The sequence below is a fragment of the Frigoribacterium sp. AP1 genome (genome assembly GCF_056680555.1).
The window spans coordinates 1,365,801-1,383,780 of the sequence record NZ_CM155288.1 but is presented as its reverse complement, the minus strand read 5'-3'; the positions used below and the strand labels follow the sequence as shown (position 1 = coordinate 1,383,780).

15 protein-coding genes are annotated in these 17,980 nt (G+C 73.1%); 6 read left to right on the top strand and 9 right to left on the bottom strand.

Going from position 1 to position 17,980, the window contains the following annotated elements; all coding sequences use genetic code 11:
- Positions 1-356: 356 nt before the first annotated feature.
- The 4 genes from AC1MBW_RS06600 to AC1MBW_RS06585 form a co-directional block, all read right to left on the bottom strand.
- Positions 357-1,808: a PTS ascorbate transporter subunit IIC gene (locus AC1MBW_RS06600; RefSeq protein ID WP_480025892.1), complete on the bottom strand. Its 1,452-nt coding sequence runs from the start codon at positions 1,806-1,808 to the stop codon at positions 357-359.
- Positions 1,808-2,110, bottom strand: coding sequence for a PTS sugar transporter subunit IIB (locus AC1MBW_RS06595; RefSeq protein ID WP_054145253.1), 303 nt, complete (start codon positions 2,108-2,110; stop codon positions 1,808-1,810). Before AC1MBW_RS06595 ends, AC1MBW_RS06600 begins: the two co-directional genes overlap by 1 nt.
- Positions 2,107-2,562 carry a PTS sugar transporter subunit IIA gene (locus AC1MBW_RS06590; RefSeq protein WP_480025891.1) on the bottom strand — a complete coding sequence of 152 codons (456 nt, stop codon included), beginning with the start codon at positions 2,560-2,562 and terminating at the stop codon, positions 2,107-2,109. The genes AC1MBW_RS06595 and AC1MBW_RS06590 overlap by 4 nt, the downstream gene beginning before the upstream one ends.
- A gap of 108 nt (positions 2,563-2,670) precedes the next feature.
- Positions 2,671-3,402 (bottom strand): GntR family transcriptional regulator, encoded by a 732-nt coding sequence (locus AC1MBW_RS06585; RefSeq protein ID WP_480025890.1) that lies wholly within the window; start codon positions 3,400-3,402, stop codon positions 2,671-2,673.
- A 251-nt stretch (positions 3,403-3,653) separates the two neighbouring features.
- Between AC1MBW_RS06585 and tkt the strand changes: the two genes are divergently transcribed.
- The gene (gene tkt, locus AC1MBW_RS06580; protein ID WP_480025889.1) at positions 3,654-5,720 is read left to right on the top strand and encodes a transketolase; all 2,067 of its coding nucleotides are present in this window, start codon (positions 3,654-3,656) and stop codon (positions 5,718-5,720) included.
- A gap of 132 nt (positions 5,721-5,852) precedes the next feature.
- Here the strand turns inward: tkt and AC1MBW_RS06575 are convergent, their stop codons facing one another.
- Entirely contained in the window at positions 5,853-7,013 is a 1,161-nt protein-coding gene (locus AC1MBW_RS06575; protein ID WP_480025888.1) for a BMP family lipoprotein, read from the bottom strand.
- A gap of 257 nt (positions 7,014-7,270) precedes the next feature.
- Positions 7,271-8,887: an ATP-binding cassette domain-containing protein gene (locus AC1MBW_RS06570; RefSeq protein WP_480025887.1), complete on the bottom strand. Its 1,617-nt coding sequence runs from the start codon at positions 8,885-8,887 to the stop codon at positions 7,271-7,273.
- A 544-nt stretch (positions 8,888-9,431) separates the two neighbouring features.
- On the opposite strand from AC1MBW_RS06570, the gene AC1MBW_RS06565 reads away from it, so the two are divergent.
- Positions 9,432-9,923 (top strand): hypothetical protein, encoded by a 492-nt coding sequence (locus tag AC1MBW_RS06565; RefSeq protein WP_480025886.1) that lies wholly within the window; start codon positions 9,432-9,434, stop codon positions 9,921-9,923.
- A gap of 63 nt (positions 9,924-9,986) precedes the next feature.
- On the opposite strand, the gene AC1MBW_RS06560 is transcribed toward AC1MBW_RS06565, so the two are convergent.
- On the bottom strand, positions 9,987-10,403 hold the full coding sequence (locus AC1MBW_RS06560) for a hypothetical protein (RefSeq protein WP_480025885.1): 417 nt from the start codon (positions 10,401-10,403) through the stop codon (positions 9,987-9,989).
- Positions 10,404-10,621: 218 nt separating this feature from the next.
- Here AC1MBW_RS06560 and AC1MBW_RS06555 point away from each other — a divergent pair, with 218 nt between their 5' ends.
- Positions 10,622-11,275 (top strand): DnaJ family domain-containing protein, encoded by a 654-nt coding sequence (locus AC1MBW_RS06555; RefSeq protein ID WP_480025884.1) that lies wholly within the window; start codon positions 10,622-10,624, stop codon positions 11,273-11,275.
- A 285-nt stretch (positions 11,276-11,560) separates the two neighbouring features.
- Complete coding sequence (locus AC1MBW_RS06550; protein WP_480025883.1) at positions 11,561-12,565, top strand: C40 family peptidase; 1,005 nt, start codon at positions 11,561-11,563, stop codon at positions 12,563-12,565.
- 506 nt (positions 12,566-13,071) lie between these two features.
- On the opposite strand, the gene AC1MBW_RS06545 is transcribed toward AC1MBW_RS06550, so the two are convergent.
- Positions 13,072-14,715, bottom strand: a complete 1,644-nt coding sequence (locus AC1MBW_RS06545; RefSeq protein ID WP_480025882.1) for a SulP family inorganic anion transporter — start codon at positions 14,713-14,715, stop codon at positions 13,072-13,074.
- 100 nt (positions 14,716-14,815) lie between these two features.
- Here AC1MBW_RS06545 and AC1MBW_RS06540 point away from each other — a divergent pair, with 100 nt between their 5' ends.
- Positions 14,816-15,283 carry a MerR family transcriptional regulator gene (locus AC1MBW_RS06540; protein ID WP_480025881.1) on the top strand — a complete coding sequence of 156 codons (468 nt, stop codon included), beginning with the start codon at positions 14,816-14,818 and terminating at the stop codon, positions 15,281-15,283.
- A 10-nt stretch (positions 15,284-15,293) separates the two neighbouring features.
- Here AC1MBW_RS06540 and AC1MBW_RS06535 read toward each other — a convergent pair whose 3' ends face one another.
- Positions 15,294-16,364 carry a glycoside hydrolase family 6 protein gene (locus tag AC1MBW_RS06535; RefSeq protein ID WP_480025880.1) on the bottom strand — a complete coding sequence of 357 codons (1,071 nt, stop codon included), beginning with the start codon at positions 16,362-16,364 and terminating at the stop codon, positions 15,294-15,296.
- A gap of 323 nt (positions 16,365-16,687) precedes the next feature.
- Between AC1MBW_RS06535 and AC1MBW_RS06530 the strand changes: the two genes are divergently transcribed.
- The gene (locus tag AC1MBW_RS06530) at positions 16,688-17,980 is read left to right on the top strand and encodes a peptidoglycan DD-metalloendopeptidase family protein (RefSeq protein ID WP_480025879.1); all 1,293 of its coding nucleotides are present in this window, start codon (positions 16,688-16,690) and stop codon (positions 17,978-17,980) included.

The following is a 17,980-nucleotide window of genomic DNA, read 5'->3' as shown; positions in this document are numbered from 1 at the left end:
CGCACCGAGCCCGCAGCCGCGTCTCATCTCGGCACGTCGTGACATCTCGTCGACGGGCTCCGGGCGGCCTCAGGGTGTCGCGCCGTCGATCATCGGCAGCACCTGTGCCGGACCACGCACACCTCGAGGCCTGACGCCCTGACGCTCCCGTCGAGTGGTCCCGGATCGTCCTCCACCCCGCCGGGAAGGACGATCTCGGACCACTCGACCGAGCAGTCGGGGCGAGGAGGCGCGGTGATCGTGATCGACGGACGGCCCGGACGTGCGGAAACGGGCGGGTCCGGGGGGGGAGGCGGGCGTCCGAAGACGCCCGGTCCCACCGGACCCGCCCGTTCCTGCGGGGGAGGTCGACAGACCTAGCGAGCCGTGGCGGTCTCACCGACGCGCGTGCCGTCGGCGTCCGTCGCCGCATCGCCCGAGCCGTCGCTGCCGCCGTCGCGGCCGCCGGCGCGGCGGGCACGGGCCCGGACGAACAGGCTCGACGCGTACACCAGCACGAGCGACGCGAGGATCGCGACGATCACGGCGATCTGACCGCCGGCCAGGCTGATCTGGCCGAACAGGATGCCGACCACGCCGTAGTCCGAGTCGGAGAAGGTCGAGTTCGACAGTCCGATGTCGCCGAGCACCGGCAGCAGGAACAGCGGCAGGAAGGTGATCGCGAGACCGTTGGCGAAGGCACCGAGCACGGCACCGCGTCGACCACCCGCGGCGTTGCCGATGACGCCCGAGGCGGCTCCGGTCATGAAGTGCGCGACGACGCCCGGGATCACGATGGCGGTGCCGGCGAAGATCATCACCGACATGCCGACGATGCCGCCGACGAAGCTCGCGAGGAACCCGATCAGCACGGCGTTCGGGGCGAACGTGAACGTGATCGGCACGTCGAGCGCGGGGATCGCGTTCTTGACGAGGCGCTCGCTGATGCCCTTGAACGCGGGCACGATCTCGGCCAGCACGACGCGCACGCCGGCGAGGATCACGAAGACGCCCGCCGAGAAGGTGGCGGCCTGCATCACGACGTAGACGATGTAGTTCTGGCCGTCGCTCAGCTCGGTCTCGACGAACGAGGCCCCGGCGAACAGCGCGACGATCACGTAGATCACGGCCATCGACAGCGCCACGATCACCGTGGTGTCGCGGAGGAAGCCCAGCCCCTTCGGGAACGTGATGTCCTCGGTCGACTTCGACGGCGTCCCCTTGCCCCGGGTCAGGGTGGCGACCAGGCCGCTCAGCGCGACGCCGGCGCCGCCGGTGTGCCCGAGGGCGACGTCGTTCGAGCCGGTGACCTTGCGCATGAACGGCTGCACGATGGCGGGCGACAGTGTCGTGACGAGACCCTGCAGCAGCGCACCCCAGAGCACGACGCCCCAGACCGGGAACCCGGCGACGCCGAGGATCACGGCGATCATCGCGGCCATGTAGAAGGCGACGTGACCCGAGAGGTAGATGTACTTGAAGTGCGTCGTCGCGGCCAGCAGCACGTTGACGATGAACCCGAAGAAGAAGATCAGCGCGGCGGCCGAGCCGTAGTCGAGCAGCACCTGGCCGACGATGGCCTCGTTGTTCGGCACGACGCCCTGGACGTTGAACGCCTCCTGGAACATGGCGCCGAACGGGTCGAGCGAGGCGACGACCACGCCGACACCGGCGGCCAGCACCAGGAACCCGACGAGGGTGCGCACGGTGCCCTTGAGCACGTCGCTGAACGCCTTGCGCTGCAGCAGCAGGCCGACGAGCGAGATCAGCGCGACGATGATCGCGGGCTGGCGGAAGACGTCCAGCAGGACGGAGAGCACGCCCTCCATCAGTTGGCCTCGGCGTCGGGCACGGTCACGCCCTTGCGGATCGCGGTCTCGCGCACCTTGGTGCGCAGCTCGGCCAGGTCGATGATGCTGTCGAGCACCACGACGTCGCCGAGGCCGCCGACCGAGTCGGCGAGGTCGGCGCCGACGAAGATCACGTCGGCGGCACCCGGGCCGACCGAGCCGAGGTCGGCGTGGTCGACGTCGACCCCGGTGATGCCCTGCTCCTTGAGGACCTTCTCGATGTTCATGTGGACCATGAAGCTCGAACCGAGGCCCGAGCTGCAGACGGCGAGGAATTTCATGCGTTCTGTCCGATCTTGGTGAGGACCGCCAGGGTGTCGGCGGGGGTGGAGGAGGCGAGCAGCTCGGCGCGGAGCGTCTCGTCGGAGAGCAGGGTGGCGAGGGCCATCATCGTGTCGAGGTGGCTCTGCGGGTCGGTCGCGGCGAGGCAGAAGAAGAGGTCGATCGGGTGCGCGGGCTCGTCGTTCAGCAGCACCGTCTCGCCGACGCGCAGGCTCGACAGCCCGGTGCGCTCGACGCCGTTCTCGGGCCGGCTGTGCGCGAGGGCGATGCCGAAGCCGAGGTCGATGTAGGTGCCGCCCGCGGCGATCGAGTCGGTCATCGCCGTGACGTAGTGGCTGCTGATGGCGCCGCTGTCGAGCAGCGGCTGCGCGACGCGTTCGACGGCGTCGCGCCAGCCGTCGACGCGGTCGGCGAAGAGGATGGTCTCGGGGGTGAGGAGGTCGGTCAGCACTGTCGTTCCTGGTGGGGGTCGGTGACGTCGGCGTCGGGACGGGCGTCGGTCGCGGTGGTCGGCGGGGTTCAGGAGGCGCGGCTCGGCGGACGAGGAGCGCCCGGTCGGTCAGCCGTGCAGGCCGAAGAAGATCTCGCTGTTCTGCGGGGTGAAGTGGCTGGTGCCGTAGGCGACGGCCCGCTCGTCGCCGTCGAACACGGTCGAGGCGATCTTCAGCAGGGTCGTCCCGAGGGGGACGTCGAGCTCGTCGGCGTGCAGGGTGCTCGCGCCGTCGAGCGAGACGAGCAGGTCCTGCCGGGCGAGCGTGACGCCGTGTTCGCGGTCGAGGTGCCCGTAGAGCGAGCCGTCGGTGAAGTCGACGGTCGCCGTCTCGGGGAACAGCGCGAACGGCAGCCAGGTCACGACGAGGTGGTGCAGCGAGCCGTTGACGAAGCGCAGGCGGGTGAGCTCGACGACCTCGTCGGCCGAGTTGATGTCGAGGTGGCTCGCCACGGTCTCGCCGGCCCGGACGACCTCCTGGCCGAGCACGCGCGTGCTGACCGCGAAGCCCTCGCCCGTCTGCTGCGCGTGGAAGCCCTTGACCTCGTCGGCGAAACGCTCCCGGTAGTGCAGGCGGTACTGCGGCTCGGTGACGAAGGTGCCCCGGCCGTGCTCGCGCACCAGGTGGCCGTCGGCGATCAGGCCGTCGACGGCGTGCCGCAGCGTGATGCGGCTGACACCGTACTCGTCGCAGAGCACGGGCTCGGCGGGCAGCTGCGAGCCGGGCTCGAGCTTCTGGATGCGGGACAGCAGGTGCTCGCGCACGGCCACGTACTTGCTCGTGCCGCTCGTGGTGCTCATCTGGTGCCTCCGCGCCGTTGCTGAAGTGGGTGGTGCCGAAGTGGGTGGTGCCGAAGTGGGTGGTGCTCGACCGGAGTCGACACATCGTCGAGTCATCAGGTCGTCAAGTCGTCATGATGACTTCGACGAGGGTACGTCGCAGGCGGCAGGCATGCAACTCGACAGTCGTCTTGATTCATCATGACGTCCTGATGACTCACGCTACGGTCGTCGGAGACCAGCCCGCCCCACCCCGAACCGGAGCTCCACACGTGACCCACGACCTCGACCACGCCGCCGTCACCACCGCCCGCCTGCTCGCCCTCGACGCCGTCGAGCGTGCCGGGTCCGGCCACCCGGGGACGGCGGCCGCGCTGGCCCCCGTCGCGCACCTCCTCTTCCAGAAGCACCTGCGGCACGACCCGCAGGCACCCGACTGGGCCGGACGCGACCGGTTCGTGCTGAGCTGCGGGCACGCGAGCGTCCTGCTCTACACGCAGCTCTTCCTCACCGGCTACGACGTGTCGCTCGACGACCTCCGGTCGTTCCGGTCGTTCGGGTCGCGCACTCCCGGCCACCCCGAGCTCGGTCACACCCCCGGCGTCGAGACCACGACCGGACCGCTCGGGCAGGGCCTCGCCACGGCCGTCGGCATGGCGATGGCGATGCTGCACGAGCGTGCCGTCGCCGACCCCGACGCCGCCCCCGGAGGGTCCGTCTTCGACCGCCGGGTCTTCGTGCTCGCGTCCGACGGCGACCTGCAGGAGGGCCTCTCGTACGAGGCCGGCGCGCTCGCCGGGCGGCACCGCCTCGGCAACCTCACGGTCATCTACGACGACAACGACATCCAGATCGAGGGCGACACGAGCCTCACCTCGAGCGAGAACGTCGGTGCCCGGTTCGCCGCGCAGGGCTGGCGCGTCGACCACGTCGGGCTCGCCTCGGACGGCGACGTCGACGTCGAGGCCCTCGACGAGGTGCTCTCGACCACCGACCGCCGCGGCGACCGCCCCCACCTCGTCGTGCTCAAGTCGCAGATCGCCTGGCCCGCCCCGAACGCCCGCAACACCTCGGCCTCGCACGGCGCCCCGCTCGGAGCCGCCGAGGTCGCCGCCACCCGGGTCGAGCTCGGCGTCGACTCCGAGCCCTTCAGCGTCGACGACGCCGTGCTCGCCCACACCCGGTCCGTGCTCGAGCGCGGCCGCGCCGCCCGCGAGGCCTGGCAGGTCGCCGCCGACGCCTGGGAGGCCGCCCACCCCGAGGCCGCCGCCGACCTGCGGCGCTCTCGGTCGCGCACCCTGCCCGCGGACCTCGAGTCGCGCCTCCCCGTCTTCTCGCCCGGCGACACCCTCGCCACCCGCGACGCGTCGGGCAAGGTCATCCAGGCGCTCGCCGAGGCGCTGCCCGAGCTGTGGGGCGGCTCGGCCGACCTCGCCGAGCCCAACCGCACGGCGATCGCAGGAGGCGCGTCGTACCTCCCCGAGGAGGCCCCCGGCACCGGCCGCGCCGGTCGCAACGTCCACTGGGGCGTGCGCGAGGGGGCGATGGCCTCGGCCATGAACGGCATCGCGCTGATCGAGGGCTCGCGGTTCTTCGCCGGGACGTTCCTCGTGTTCAGCGACTACCAGCGTCCGGCGATCCGACTGGCGGCGCTCATGCAACTGCCCGTCACCTACCTCTGGTCGCACGACTCGGTCGCCCTCGGCGCCGACGGGCCGACCCACCAGCCGATCGAACACCTGGCGAGCCTGCGCGCGATGCCCGGGTTCTCGGTGGTGCGCCCGGCCGACGGTGCCGAGACCGCCGCGGCGTGGCTGGCGATCCTCGAGAAGGACGGCCCGGCCGGTCTCGTGCTGGCCCGCCAGCCGCTGCCGGTCGCGGCGACCCCGGCCGACGTGGTGCTCGCGGGCGTGCGCCGCGGGGCCTACGTCGTGCAGGACGGCGCTGACGGCGGCACGCCCGACGTGGTCGTCGTCGCCACGGGCAGCGAGGTCGCCCTCGTGCTCGAGTCCGTCGCACAGATCGACGACCTCGCCGTGCGCGTCGTGTCGATGCCCTGCCGCGAGTGGTTCGACGCCGAGTCCGCCGAGTACCGCGAGCAGGTGCTGCCCCGCGCGGCGTCGGCCCGGGTCGTGGTCGAGGCCGCCGCGAGCTTCGGGTGGGAGGGCGTCGCCGGCCCCGACGGCGTCATCGTCGGCATCGACGAGTTCGGCCTGTCGGCCCCCGCGGCCGACGCGTTGCGCGAGCGCGGCATGACGACCGACCGCGTCGTCGCCGCCGTGCGCACCGCTGCCGCCCGGGCCGCTGCTGGCCGGGGCGCGACCTCCGTCGCTTCCTGACCCGCGCCTCCTCGTCCCGTCCCGCGAGTGGGCGGAAGGTGCTGCTCGGCTCACGCGGAGGAGCATCTTCCGCCCACCCGGCGGCACGGCAGGGCAGGGCAGGGCCGAGTGCCGAACGGAGCCCTGGCCCCGCTACGGCTGGCTGGGCGAGGTGACCGTGACGGCTCCGCTGGCGATCTGGTCGCGCAGGGCGTCGAGCTCGGACGACAGCTCGGGGCTGACCGACGACGCCAGGTCGTGGAACGGTGCGAGACCGACGCCACCGTTGTCGAGCGTGCCGACGTAGGGCTCGTCGGTGAACGAGTCGTCTGTCGACGAGACCGCGATCTGCTGGACGGCCTTCTCGGTGTCCTTGATGACGCTGGTCAGCACGATCGGCCGGTACTCGGCGGGCAACGTGTCGTAGCCGTCGTTGTCGACCCAGATCACGTCGACGCCGCCCGTGGCGAGTGCGGCCGACGCCGCTCCCTCGCCGACCTGGCCGGCGACCGGCATGATCACGTCGGCACCCTGGTCGATCAACGCCTGGGCGAGCTGCTTGCCCTTGTTGACGTCCTCGAAGTCGCCGGTGAACGAGCCGTCCTGCGCCTCCTTCGACCAGCCGAGCAGCTGCACGCTCGTGCCGTGCGCGGCGTTGTAGGCGTCGACGCCGTCCGCGAAGCCGTCCATGAACAGGGTGACCGGGGGCTGGTTGCCGCCGCCGAAGGTCGCGACCTTGCCCGTCTTGCTGACGCCCGCCGCGAGGTAGCCCGCGAGGTACGAGGCCTGGGCCGTGTCGAACAGGATCGGCTTGACGTTCGGGGCCTCGACGGTCTCGTCGACGATGGCGAAGTCGATGTCGGGGTTGGCCTTCGCCTGTTCTTCGGTGGCGGGGGCGAGCTCGTAGCCGACCGTCAGCACGAAACCGCAGCCCGAGTCGACGGCCTGCGCGACGTTCGGAGCCAGGTCGTTCTCGGTCGTCGAGACGAGCACGCGGGCCTGGATGCCGTCCTCCTTCTCGGCCTTCTGCAGGCCGGCCCAGCTCGACTGGTTGAACGAGCGGTCGTCGAGCCCGCCGGAGTTCGTCACCATGCGGGCGCAGTCCTCGCCGGCCGCGGACGTGGTGCCGCCTCCCTCGGCGGGAGCGCTGGCGCAGCCGGCCAGCAGGGCGAGACCGGCGAGGCCGCCGGCGACCCCGAGGAGGCGCGGGTGGCGGAGGCGGGACGACGAGCGGTCCCCGAGGCGGGCGGGGCCGGTGGGTGCGGGCCGGGCGGTGCCGGCGGCGTGGGGCGGGGCGACGGGACGGACGGACATGAGGCGGGACCTCCGGGAACGGGTGTGCTGTGGGGTGCCGGCGGTGCGGGCCGGGCGGGTGGACACAGTCAACTGCCTGCGGGCCTCCGTGCCAAGCATGTGACGGGGGCGAGCTGTGTCAGCGGCTCGACCCGCGCCTCCTGCGTTCCCCGCCAGGAGATGGACACAGCGCCAGGACTAGTCGTGGTGTCGTGACCACTTCCAGGCGTCGTGCGACGGGCTGGCGGGCGGGCGCCCGGCCCGGCGCCGCCGCCGCCTCAGCGGACCTCGACCCGGGCGTCGAGCCCGAGCCGCTCGAGGAAGGCCTCGTCGTGGCTGACGATCACGAGTGCCCCGCGGTAGCCGCGCAGCGCCTGGAGCAGGTGGTCGGTGCTCGCCATGTCGAGGTCGTTCGTCGGCTCGTCGAGCACCAGCAGCTCGGGCGGCGGGTCGGCGAGCAGCAGTCCGGCCAGCGCGACCCGGAACCGTTCGCCACCCGAGAGGGTCCCGGCGAGCCGGTCCACGACGTCTCCCCTGATGAGGAACCGCGCGAGGCGGTTGCGCACCTCGCGCGGAGGAACGTCCGGTGCAGCCCGCCGGACGTTCTCGAGCACCGTGAGTCCGTCGTCGAGCGAGTCCTTCTCCTGCCCGAGGTGGGCGACCCGACCGGTCAGCGCGACGGCGTGCGTGTCGGGCAGCGGATGAGGGCGGGCTCCGGGCGCACCGACGAGTTGCTCGAGCAGCGTCGTCTTGCCCGACCCGTTGTCACCGACGACGGCGACGCGTTCCGCCCCCTGGACGATCACGGCGCGGCCCCGCACCGTCAGCTCGGCGAGGCGCCGGGAGGCCGGGACCGCCGGGTCCGGCAGGTCGACCACGATCGTGTCGTCACGACGCAGACGTCGCTCGGCGGTGTCGACCGCGACCCGCGCCTCCTGCTCGGACGACGCGTGTGCCCTGCGCAGCGAACCCGCCGTCGCCTCGGCCTGGCCGCGCAGCTGGTTCGCCATGATCTTCGGCATCGACTCGCCGGCCTTGGCTCCCGCCTTGGCCCGCCGCGCGATGGTCGTCTCGGCCTCGATGCGCTGCCTCCGCTCGGCCTTGAACACCTGCTCGGCGGCCCGGACGTCACGCTCGGCCGCGGCCTGCAGCACCGCGAGCTGCTGCTCGTAGGCCGACCAGGTGCCGCCGAACACGGTCATCGAACCGTCGCGCAGCTCGGCGATCTCGTCGACGTGCTCGAGCAGCTCGCGGTCGTGGCTGACGACGACGAGCGTGCCGCGCCAGCGGTCGACGACGTCGAGCAGCAGGCCGCGCGAGCGTCGGTCGAGGTCGTTCGAGGGCTCGTCGAGCACGGCGATCGGCCGGCTCCGCAAGCGCACGCCGGCGATCGCGACGAGCACGGCCTGCCCCCCGGACAGCGTCGACACCGGGCGGTCGAGGACGGTGCCGGTGCTGCCGGTGCTGGTGCTGGCACCGCCGTCGAGGTGGCCCAGCCCGACGTCGGCGAGGGCCGCGGCGGCGCGCGACTCGACGTCCCAGTCGTCGGCGAGCAGCTCGAACTGCCGTTCGGTCGCGTCGCCGGCGAGGATCGCCCGCAAGGCGAGGAGGCGCGGGCCGACCCCCAGCAGGTCGGCCACGGTGTCGTCGGCGCGGGACCGCAGCCGTTGCGGGAGCAGGTCGACCTCGCCGGTGGTCGTGAGACGTCCGCCGGTGGGGACGAGGTCGCCGGTGACGAGCCGGACGAGCGTGGACTTGCCCGCGCCGTTCGCGCCGACGAGGCCGGTGCGGCCACGCCCGAACGCGGTCGAGAGGTGGTCGATCACCCCCGAGCCGTCGGGCCAGGAGAACGAGAGGTCGGACAGGACGATGGAGGGTGCGGTGATGATGGGCACGAGGGCTCCCGGTGGATGGTGTCGGAGCACGACGACCACCCGTCCCTCGCCGGCGACGGAGGTCGGCTGCGGCGGGGGAGCGACCCGGCCGGAGGCGCGGCGCCTCGAGCGAGGCGGCGCCCGGTTCACGGGGCGGACGGGAGTGGCGTCAGTGCGAGGGCGACTGCTGCGCGAGGGGCGCAGTACCGGTGATGAGACGCAATGCTCTGCCTTCTCTGCGGTGGGCCCCCGTGCCCGCGAGGGCGGTCGACCGGCCGGTGTGTCGGCCGCACCGGTGCCTGCTCTCGCGACGGGGTACCCCGCCACGGTAGGTCGTGGCCGCGTCGGTCCGCAAGGGCCGGGTGCCGGCCGGCCCGCGCCTCCTGCGTTCGCCGCCACGAAGTGAACATGCCGCCACCTTTTTGCGTGGCGGCATGTTTACTTCGTGGCGGGCTGGCGGCGACGCCGACGCCGACGCCGACGGCGGCGACGGTGACGGCGGCGACGGCGGGTGCGGGGGCCGGCGGGTGCGGCGGCGTCCAGGCGGGCGGGGCACACTGTCGGCATGTACCGAGGCCTGCCGACCATCTCGTTGCCCGAACCCGAGCGTCCGCCGTTCGTCGACCGGCTGCGACGGGCGCTCGACCTGGCCGCCGCGGAGGAGAGCGGGCGACTGCGGGTCGTCCACTCGTGGGTCGGCGACGAGGTGCCGGGTGGTGCGATCCGTCGTGCCGGCTGGCAGTCGCGTGTGCTGACGATCACGGGCCCACGTCGGGCGCCGATCGACGTCTGGTTCGACGCCGACGACGGTGACGTCAGCGTGATCGGCGACGTGTCGGTGCCCGACTGGTCCCTGCACGACGCCGAGGCCGAGTCGGCCTGCCTCGCGGCGTCCGGCCAGTTGCTGCACGACCTCGCCGCCGGGCGCCTGCCCCGCGGTCGCCGCTCGGACTTCGTCCGGTCGAGCACCGTGCTCGCCCTGCTCGGTGCCGGGGCCGTCGTCGGCGCGGTCGTCGTCGACGTGCTGCGCGCCCGGGGTCGGGGCCGCTCGGTATGACGACCCGCGCCTCCTGACCTGACGACCCGCGCCTCCTCGCGAGGTCGCGGGGTGCCGGTGCGCCTAGCGCGTGTGCCGCTCGAAGAACGCCGTCGACGACGGCACGAGCATCAACAGGCAGGCGATCAGCGCGCAGATGACGGACGCCCACACGAGCACCCCGCCGCCGCTCGCCCCGCTCACGCCGCCCAGCACCTGCAGGATGGTCAGCACGAGCAGCACGGTGCGCGCCCAGCGGCGACCGTCGCGCATCGACCGCACGACCGCCAGCTGCACGAGGGCGACCACGATCGCGAACACCCCGCCGGCGATGTCGGCCCCGCGCGGGTCCGCCAAGGCCCCACCGGACGTGGACACCCGGGCCGGCCCACCGAACAGCATCAACAGGACGGCACCGACGACCCCCAGGACGACGACGACGATCCACAGGGCGTACGCCGCCGAGATCGTGCGGGGGGCGGGTGGGGCGGCGTCGCGCATCGGGCCTCCTCGAGCGGCGGGCGGGCTTCCAGGGTAGGCCCGGCCACCGTCGGTGGTGCGGCGTACCCTCGACGCCACGAACCCGTGGAGCACGGACGAGCAGAGCACGGACGAGCAGGGCACGGACGAGTAGAGCACGGACGAGCAGAGCACGGACGAGCAGGGACGACGGTCGGACACCGCCTGTCGTCCGACGACGAGCGCAGGAGGCGCGGCGCATGGACCGAGAACCCGAACGACGACCGCAGGGTCGCGACCACCGCGTCGACGCGGCCCGTTACCGGGTCGACGGCGACGTGCCGAGCGACGACGCGCCCCGCGACACCCGCACGGCCGCCGAGATGCGGGCCTGGGCCCGCACCGCCATCGACCTGGCGATCGCCCGCGGCGAGTTCGACGACCTGCCGCTCGCCGGCAAGCCGCTGCCCGGCCTGGCCGGGGGCACGGTCGACCCCGACTGGTGGCTGCGCGGCCTGATCGAGCGCGAGGGGCTCACCGGGCTCGCGCCTCCGGCCCTGTCGTTGCGGGCCGAGAGCACCGGTCTGCACGCCGAGCTCGACCGGTTGCACTCCGAGGCTGCCGTACGGTCGCACCTCGACGACTTCAACGCGCGCATCGTCGAGGCCCGGCGCCAGCTGTCCGGGGGCCCGCCGGTCGTGACGCCCACGCGGGACGTCGACGGCGAGGTGCTGCTCTGGCACGAGCGGCGTCAGGCGCGTCGGGCCGCCGAGGCCGCCGCCGTGCCGCCCCCGCCCCCGAGCTGGCGCGAGCGGCGTGCGCTGCGGCGCGAACTCAAGCGGCGTCGCGGAGTGCCGGGCCCTTCGTCCGGGTCGGGTGACCCGGACTCACCCGACGAGCGATCACCCGAATGATCTCGTGATCGATTCGTGACCTTTTTCCGACGACAACTACACCTCGAGGATGATGCGCGCTAGGGTCGAGTGTTCGCACCACCCCCAGCCGAGAGGACCGCACGCGTGACGAAGCCCGCCTCCCCGACCTCTCCGGATCAGGGTGGCGCGACAGCTGGTCACATCGAAAGTGCTGGTCACGACCGCGCTGGTCAGAACCCCGCTGGTCACGACGGGGCTCGTCCGCTCGGTGAGCGTTCGGCCCGCCTGGCCCTCGAGCGTCGCGAACGCCGCGCCCGTCGCGACGTGCTGCCGACCTCGCACCGCGAGTCGTTCGTCGAGTGCGCCGCCCTCGTCGGTGCCGCCGAGGCCGCGGTCGCCCCGCGCGTCCGACCCCGCCGCGCCGACGCTCCGGTCCAGACCGGCCCGCTGCTCGGCCTCGAGGAGTCCGCCGCGACCGAGGCCGCTCGTCCTGATGTCGCCGCCCGCGCCTCCTCGGCTGCCGCTCGCCCTGCGTCTGTCCGCCCCTCGCGTCGCGCTCGCCGTGCCGCGGTCGTGGCCGCTCGTCCCACGTCGCCGACCCGTGGTGCCGCCGGACGTGCGGGTGCGGCAGGCCGTGCCGGTGCGGCGCGCAGCGTCGGCACCGCCGTGAAGAAGCTCTCCATCGTCACCGCCATCGTCGGTTTCGCCGCCAGTGGCGTGCTGCCCCTGCTCGCGACCACCGGCGACGAGGCCCAGGCCGTCGCCGCGGGTGCGTCGGCGCGATCGTCGCTCGGTTCGCAGACGCTGTCGGTCGACACGGCGTCGCTGACCGACGAGTCCGACGAGACCGCCCGCGACGCCTACTCGGCCACGTCGATGATCGACGTCGTGACGCAGAACCTGCAGAACCGCAGGGCCGCGGCGAACACGACCTACGAGGGGCCGACCACGGCCGACTACCTCGCGAACCCGCTCTACCCCGAACTCGACCGCGACCAGGTGCTCGCCGTGGCGCTGCAGTACATCGGCACGCCGTACGTGCACGGCGGCGAAGACCCCTCGAAGTTCGACTGCTCGGGCCTGATCACCTTCGTCTACGCGCAGTTCGGCATCAAGCTGACCCACTACGTGCCGACGCAGAACACCGAGGGGCGCACGATCCCCGAGTCCGAGGCGGTGCCCGGCGACCTCGTCGTGTTCGACAACCTGGCCCACGACGGCATCTACGCCGGCAACGGCATGATCCTCGACGCCCCGAAGCCCGGCGGCTTCGTGGACGTCCGCCCGATCTGGAACCAGGCGCACCACTTCGTCCGCATCGACGGCTGAGCCGGGCCCCCGGGGTTCGACCGTGTCGGGACGCCGCGCGCCCTGAGCTGACGACCCGCCCCTCCGTGGTGTCGTCGTCGGATGGTGACCTGCACTCCGTGGTGTGGTCATCCTGGGGTGGCGACCCGCGCCTCCGGGTGTCGTCCTGGGGTGGCGACCCGCGCCTCCGGGTGTCGTCCTGGGGTGGCGACCCGCGCCTCCGGTGCTCGGTGGTCCGCCTGAGGTGACGCGTGCCGCCCGGGGCTTCGTCCTGGCGCGACCTCCGCATCGGCGGCTCCACCGTCCGCCCGCTCCGCCCCGGGCCCGTCCCCACCGTGCCGCGTGTGCAATTCGCGACCGGCGAGGAACGATCCCGCGTACCGAACCCGACAACCGGTCGGCGACGCGCCGCTCATGTTCGTCCAGAGCCGTCCGTCCGGCCGCACTTGTCGCGATTTGCACACCGGGAGGGGCGGCGGGCGGGGCGCAGGACCGGGAGGCGCGGGTCGCGCCTCTGGGATGACGCGCTAACCGAGGCGGCCGGTGAGGCGGCCGTGGAACGCCTCGCTGCGGTCGTCCAGCCCGACGAACGTCGCCGTCACGCCGTGCGCCCGGAACTTCTCGTCGACCGAGTCGAGGGCGGCGACGCTCGACGCGTCCCACACCTGGGCGCGGGACAGGTCGACGGTGACCGCCTCGGGGTCGTCTCCGTACGAGAAGTGCTCGACGAGGTCGTTGCTGCTGCCGAAGAAGAGGGGGCCGACGACGTCGTACCGCACCGTCGCGGGGGCCGGGGACCCGGCGACCGCACCCGCGCCTCCTGCGTTCGAAGCGTCCGAGGCGTCCGAGGCGTCGGAGACCTCCGAGGTCTCGTCGAGTGCGCCGCTGCCGGCCACGGCGCCCGGCGTCACGTGCCGCTCGACCGTGATGACGTGGGCCACCCGACGGGCGAACAGCACCATCGCGAGCAGCACGCCGACCGCGACGCCGAGGGCGAGGTTGTTCGTGGCGACGACCACGGCAACCGTGACCACCATGACCAGTGTCTCGGGCACCGGCATGCGCCGCAGGGTCGACGGCTTCAGCGAGTGCCAGTCGACCGTGGTGATCGCGACGATCATCATGACCGCCGCCAGCGCGACCATCGGGATCGCCGACATCACGGCGCTCAGCCCGGTGACGAGGAGCAGCAGGAAGAGCCCGGCCGCGATCGTCGACACCCGGGTGCGGGCCCGTCCGATCTTCACGTTGACGACCGTCTGGCCGATCATGGCGCAGCCGGCGATGCCGCCGTAGAAGCCGGCCGCGATGTTCGCGACGCCGAGGGCCCAGGACTCCTTGCCCTTGTGCGACGGGGTCTCGGTGAGGTCGTCGACGAGCTTGGCGGTCAGCAGGGTCTCCATCAGGCCGACGAAGGCGACGCTGAGGGCGGTGGGCCAGATGATCTGCAGCGTCTCGAGCGTGAACGGGGCGAGCCACGGGGTCAGGCCGGGCAGGCCGCCGCCCATCGGACCCTCGTCGCCGACGGTGTGCACGTCGAGGCGGGCGGCCACGGCGATGACCGTCACGACGACGATGGCGACCAGCGGCGCCGGTACGGCCTTCGTCACCTTCGGCAACAGCACGACGATCGCGATGGTCAGGGCGAACAGCGGGTACACGACCCACGGCTGGTCGATGATGTGCGGCACCTGCGCCACGAAGATCAGCACGCCGAGCGCGTTGACGAAGCCGATCATGACCGAGCGGGGGATGAACCGCATCAGCCGGGCGAGACCGGCGAGCCCGAACGCGAGCTGCACGAGCCCGGCCAGGACGACCGTCGGCAGCACGTAGTCGGTGCCGTGCTCGCGCACCAGCGGTGCGATCACGAGAGCGACCGACCCCGCGGCGGCGGTGACCATGGCCGGGCGGCCGCCGAGCACCGACATGACGAGCGCCAGCACGATCGACGCGACCAGGCTGACCATCGGGTCGACCCCGGCGATCACCGAGAACGAGATGACCTCGGGCACGAGGGCGAGCGTCGTGACGACGCCGGCCAGGGCCTCGCGGGTCAGGAGGCGCGGGTTGCGCAACACCGACAGCACCGTGTCGGCGGGGCGGGCGGGGCGGACCGACCGCGCGGCGGGCTCAGGGCGCGCGCGGTCGGCGTCTGGGGCAGTGGTCACGGAGGACTCCTGGGGGTGTGAGGAAGAATGGGGGAGCCGGCGACACTGCCGTACGATGCAACCCTACCCTTACGTGAGGGTAGAGATGAAACGAGACCTGATGCCCGACGAGACCGCCACGATGCAGATCGGCGAGCTCGCCGACCGCACCGAGATGTCGCTGCGCACGATCCGCCACTACGACGAGGTCGGTCTGCTGACGCCGTCGGGCCGCAGCGAGGGCGGGTTCCGGCTCTACACGCACGACGACTACCTGCGACTCATGGTGATCCGGCGCATGAAGCCGCTGGGGTTCAGCCTCGACGAGATGGCCGAGCTGCTGCGGGTCGTCGACGCGCTCGACCGCGGGGCGGGCGACGCGGCCGGGGCGGGCGACGCGGCCGGGGCGGGTGACGCCGGGGCTGCGGGTGAGGGCGAGCCGGGCGACGAGGGTGACGGGCACGTCCAGGCGACCCGCGCCTCCTTGGCGGTGTTCGTCGACGAGACCGTCGAGCGGCGGGCGAAGCTCGAGCGTCAGCTCGCGATGGCCGACGAGTTCCTCGAGCTGCTGCGCGCCCGCCTGCGCTAGGCGTCGCGGGTCAGCTGCGGGCCCACTCGGGGCGGCGGTCGACGAGCATCTCGGCGTACGACGGGTACCACTCGCCGGCCGGGGGTCCGTCGTTGCAGGTGCCGTCGCTGATGCCCGGCGTCTTGACCCAGAGCAGGGCGTCGAGGCGGCCGTCGTCGGACACCACGCGGGGGTCCTGGCCGAGGCCGACGTCCTCGGGGTTGCACCAGGTCCCCTTCCAGCCGCGGCCGTTGCGTGACACGTCGATCACGTAGCGGCTGCCGCCCGTCATCGCGGCGACCTCTTCGGCGTAGGGCTGTTCGTCGCCCACGGGGTAGAAGCCCGCGACGTTGGTGAAGAAGCCGCGGGCCTGGTCGACGCCCGCCGCCTCGAGTCGCTCGGCCATCACCTCGGGCTCCACCCAGTGCGAGTTGCCGCCGTCGAGGTAGGCGGGCACGCCGGCCGCCGCGAAGTCGGCGACCGCCTGCTTCAGCAACGGGAGGCGCGTGTCGGCCAGCTGCGGACACCGGCTCAGCATCCCGAGCGAGTCAGGCTCGACGATCACGACGGCCCGGTGCCCGGCGAGGGTGGCCGCGACGGTCGCGTTCCAGGCGGGGTAGCGCTCGACGGACAGGCCGCCGGCCGAGTAGTTGCCGCAGTCCCGGTCGGGGATCGCGTACGTGACGAACACGGGCGTCGCACCCTGCTCCTCGGCGGCGGCGAGGTAGTCCGTGATCACCCTCACGAGCTGGGCGTCGTCGTAGCCGTCGCCGATCCACATCGCGACGGGACGCTTCGCGATCAGAGCCGCGGCCCGGGCGGCGTCCGTCTCGCCGTCGGCGCTGAGCGTCGCCTCGGCCCGCACCGCCAGCGAGTTCGGTTCGAGCGCGATGCCGCCGTGGAAGACCGTGCCGGACGGAGCCGTGCGGATCGTCTCGGGCGTCACCCGGGTCGCCTGCGACGTCGGGGTCGGGCTCGGAGTCGCCGACCCGTCGGACGGCGTCGGTCGGGTGGTGTCGCCCGACGAGCAGGCGGTCAGGAGGACGACGGCGGCCGCGGCGAGCAGGCCGAGGGTGGTGCGGGCCGGTCGGGACGATGCCATCTACGCCTCTCTCGGCGCAGTCGGGGGTGCTGCCCCGACGGTGGTGGAAGGGACAGTCGACCACGGATGCACCCCCGCGCACAGGGGCCGAAAGGGGGACACGGCCGTACCTCGTGGGTGCCGGGGCCGCCGCCACGTCGACGTCTCCTCCACAGGGCGTCGGCCACCCCGAGGAGGCGCGGTGCCGGGTGATGGCGCTGATTCCGACCCGGCCCACTCGGTAGGGTGGGTGGTCCGCGAGGCCCGAGCGCGGACGCCCCTGCACCGCAGCGCACCCCCGGGCCTCACCGGACGGGTCGTGCGCATCAGACAGACAGAGAGCCATGCACCACTCCGTCCGCCCCCTTTCCGCCTCGAGCCCCCTCCGCCGACGGACGTCGGCAGCAGCCGTCGTGCTGGCGCTGGCGTTGTTCGCCACCCTGGTCGTCCCCGATCGAGCGAGCGCCGCGGCCCCCACCTGGCAGGCCGTCCTCGCCGCCCGCGACGACGAGTCCGCCAAGAAGAAGGCGCTGGCCGACCTGCAGACGGCGCTCGACGCCGCGTCGGCCCGCGCCGAGGCCGCCCGCACCTCGGCCGACGAGGCCGGACGCGTGCTGGGCGAGGCCCAGGCCGCCGTCGACGAGGCCACGGCCCGGCACGAACAGCTCGAGACGCGTCGGGCCGAGGCCCGCGAGACCGCCGACTCCGCACGACGGGTCGTCGGCCAGGCCGCCGCGCTGATGGCGCGCCCCGGCAGCGGGGGCATGGTGGGCGACCTGCTCGCGTCCGGCGACGGCGCGCAAGAGGTGCTCAAGGGTCTGAGCCTGTCGAGCAAGCTCGGCGAGAACGTCGGGCGGCTGCGTGAACGGGCCCAGACCGCCGACAACCTCGCGACCTCGTTGGCCGACCAGGCGGCCGTGGCGCTCGCCGAGCGCGACCGGCTCGCGGCCGACGCCCAGGCCGCCCTCGACGACGCGGCCGCGGCCAGTGTGACGGCCGAGGCCGACCTCGCGGCCGTCGACGACGAGAAGGCCACCCTCGCCGCGCAGGTCGCCCTGCTCGAGGACGACCGCATGACTCTCGAGCAGGCCTACGCCCAGGCGCAGGCGGCTGCCGCGGCCGCCGCTGCCGCGGCAGCCCGCCCCGCCCCGGCCGCCGGTGGCGGCACCGGTCCCGTGACTCCCGGCACGGGCGGCCCGGGCCCGGGCGTCACGGTGCCCGACCCGGGCACCGGGTGGGTCGCAGCCATCCGCTCGTACAGCTCGTACCAGGCCTACGGCTACCGCATCCACCCGATCACGGGCGAGTACAAGCTGCACGCGGGCGCCGACTTCGGTGCGGCCTGCGGCACGCCGATCTACTCGGTCTCGGCCGGCCGTGTCAGCTACGCCGGGCCGTCGAGCGGTTACGGCAACCTGATCGTCGTGGACCACGGCGGCGGGGTCAGCAGCGCCTACGCCCACATGGAGCGGAACGGCATCTACGTCTCGGTCGGCCAGCAGGTCCAGGCCGGCCAGAACATCGCGGGCGTCGGCACCTCGGGCGGCTCGACCGGCTGCCACCTGCACCTCGAGGTGCGGCAGGGCGGCGTCGCGACCGACCCCGTGGTCTTCCTCGCGACGAAGGGCGTCCGCTGA

Coding starts and splice junctions, on each gene's coding strand:
- AC1MBW_RS06600 (WP_480025892.1), bottom strand. CDS start 1,808: ATGGAGGGCGTGCTCTCCGTCCTGCTGGACGTCTTCCGCCAGCCCGCG.
- AC1MBW_RS06595 (WP_054145253.1), bottom strand. CDS start 2,110: ATGAAATTCCTCGCCGTCTGCAGCTCGGGCCTCGGTTCGAGCTTCATG.
- AC1MBW_RS06585 (WP_480025890.1), bottom strand. CDS start 3,402: ATGAGCACCACGAGCGGCACGAGCAAGTACGTGGCCGTGCGCGAGCAC.
- AC1MBW_RS06575 (WP_480025888.1), bottom strand. CDS start 7,013: ATGTCCGTCCGTCCCGTCGCCCCGCCCCACGCCGCCGGCACCGCCCGG.
- AC1MBW_RS06565 (WP_480025886.1), top strand. CDS start 9,432: ATGTACCGAGGCCTGCCGACCATCTCGTTGCCCGAACCCGAGCGTCCG.
- AC1MBW_RS06560 (WP_480025885.1), bottom strand. CDS start 10,403: ATGCGCGACGCCGCCCCACCCGCCCCCCGCACGATCTCGGCGGCGTAC.
- AC1MBW_RS06555 (WP_480025884.1), top strand. CDS start 10,622: ATGGACCGAGAACCCGAACGACGACCGCAGGGTCGCGACCACCGCGTC.
- AC1MBW_RS06540 (WP_480025881.1), top strand. CDS start 14,816: ATGCCCGACGAGACCGCCACGATGCAGATCGGCGAGCTCGCCGACCGC.
- AC1MBW_RS06535 (WP_480025880.1), bottom strand. CDS start 16,364: ATGGCATCGTCCCGACCGGCCCGCACCACCCTCGGCCTGCTCGCCGCG.
- AC1MBW_RS06530 (WP_480025879.1), top strand. CDS start 16,688: ATGCACCACTCCGTCCGCCCCCTTTCCGCCTCGAGCCCCCTCCGCCGA.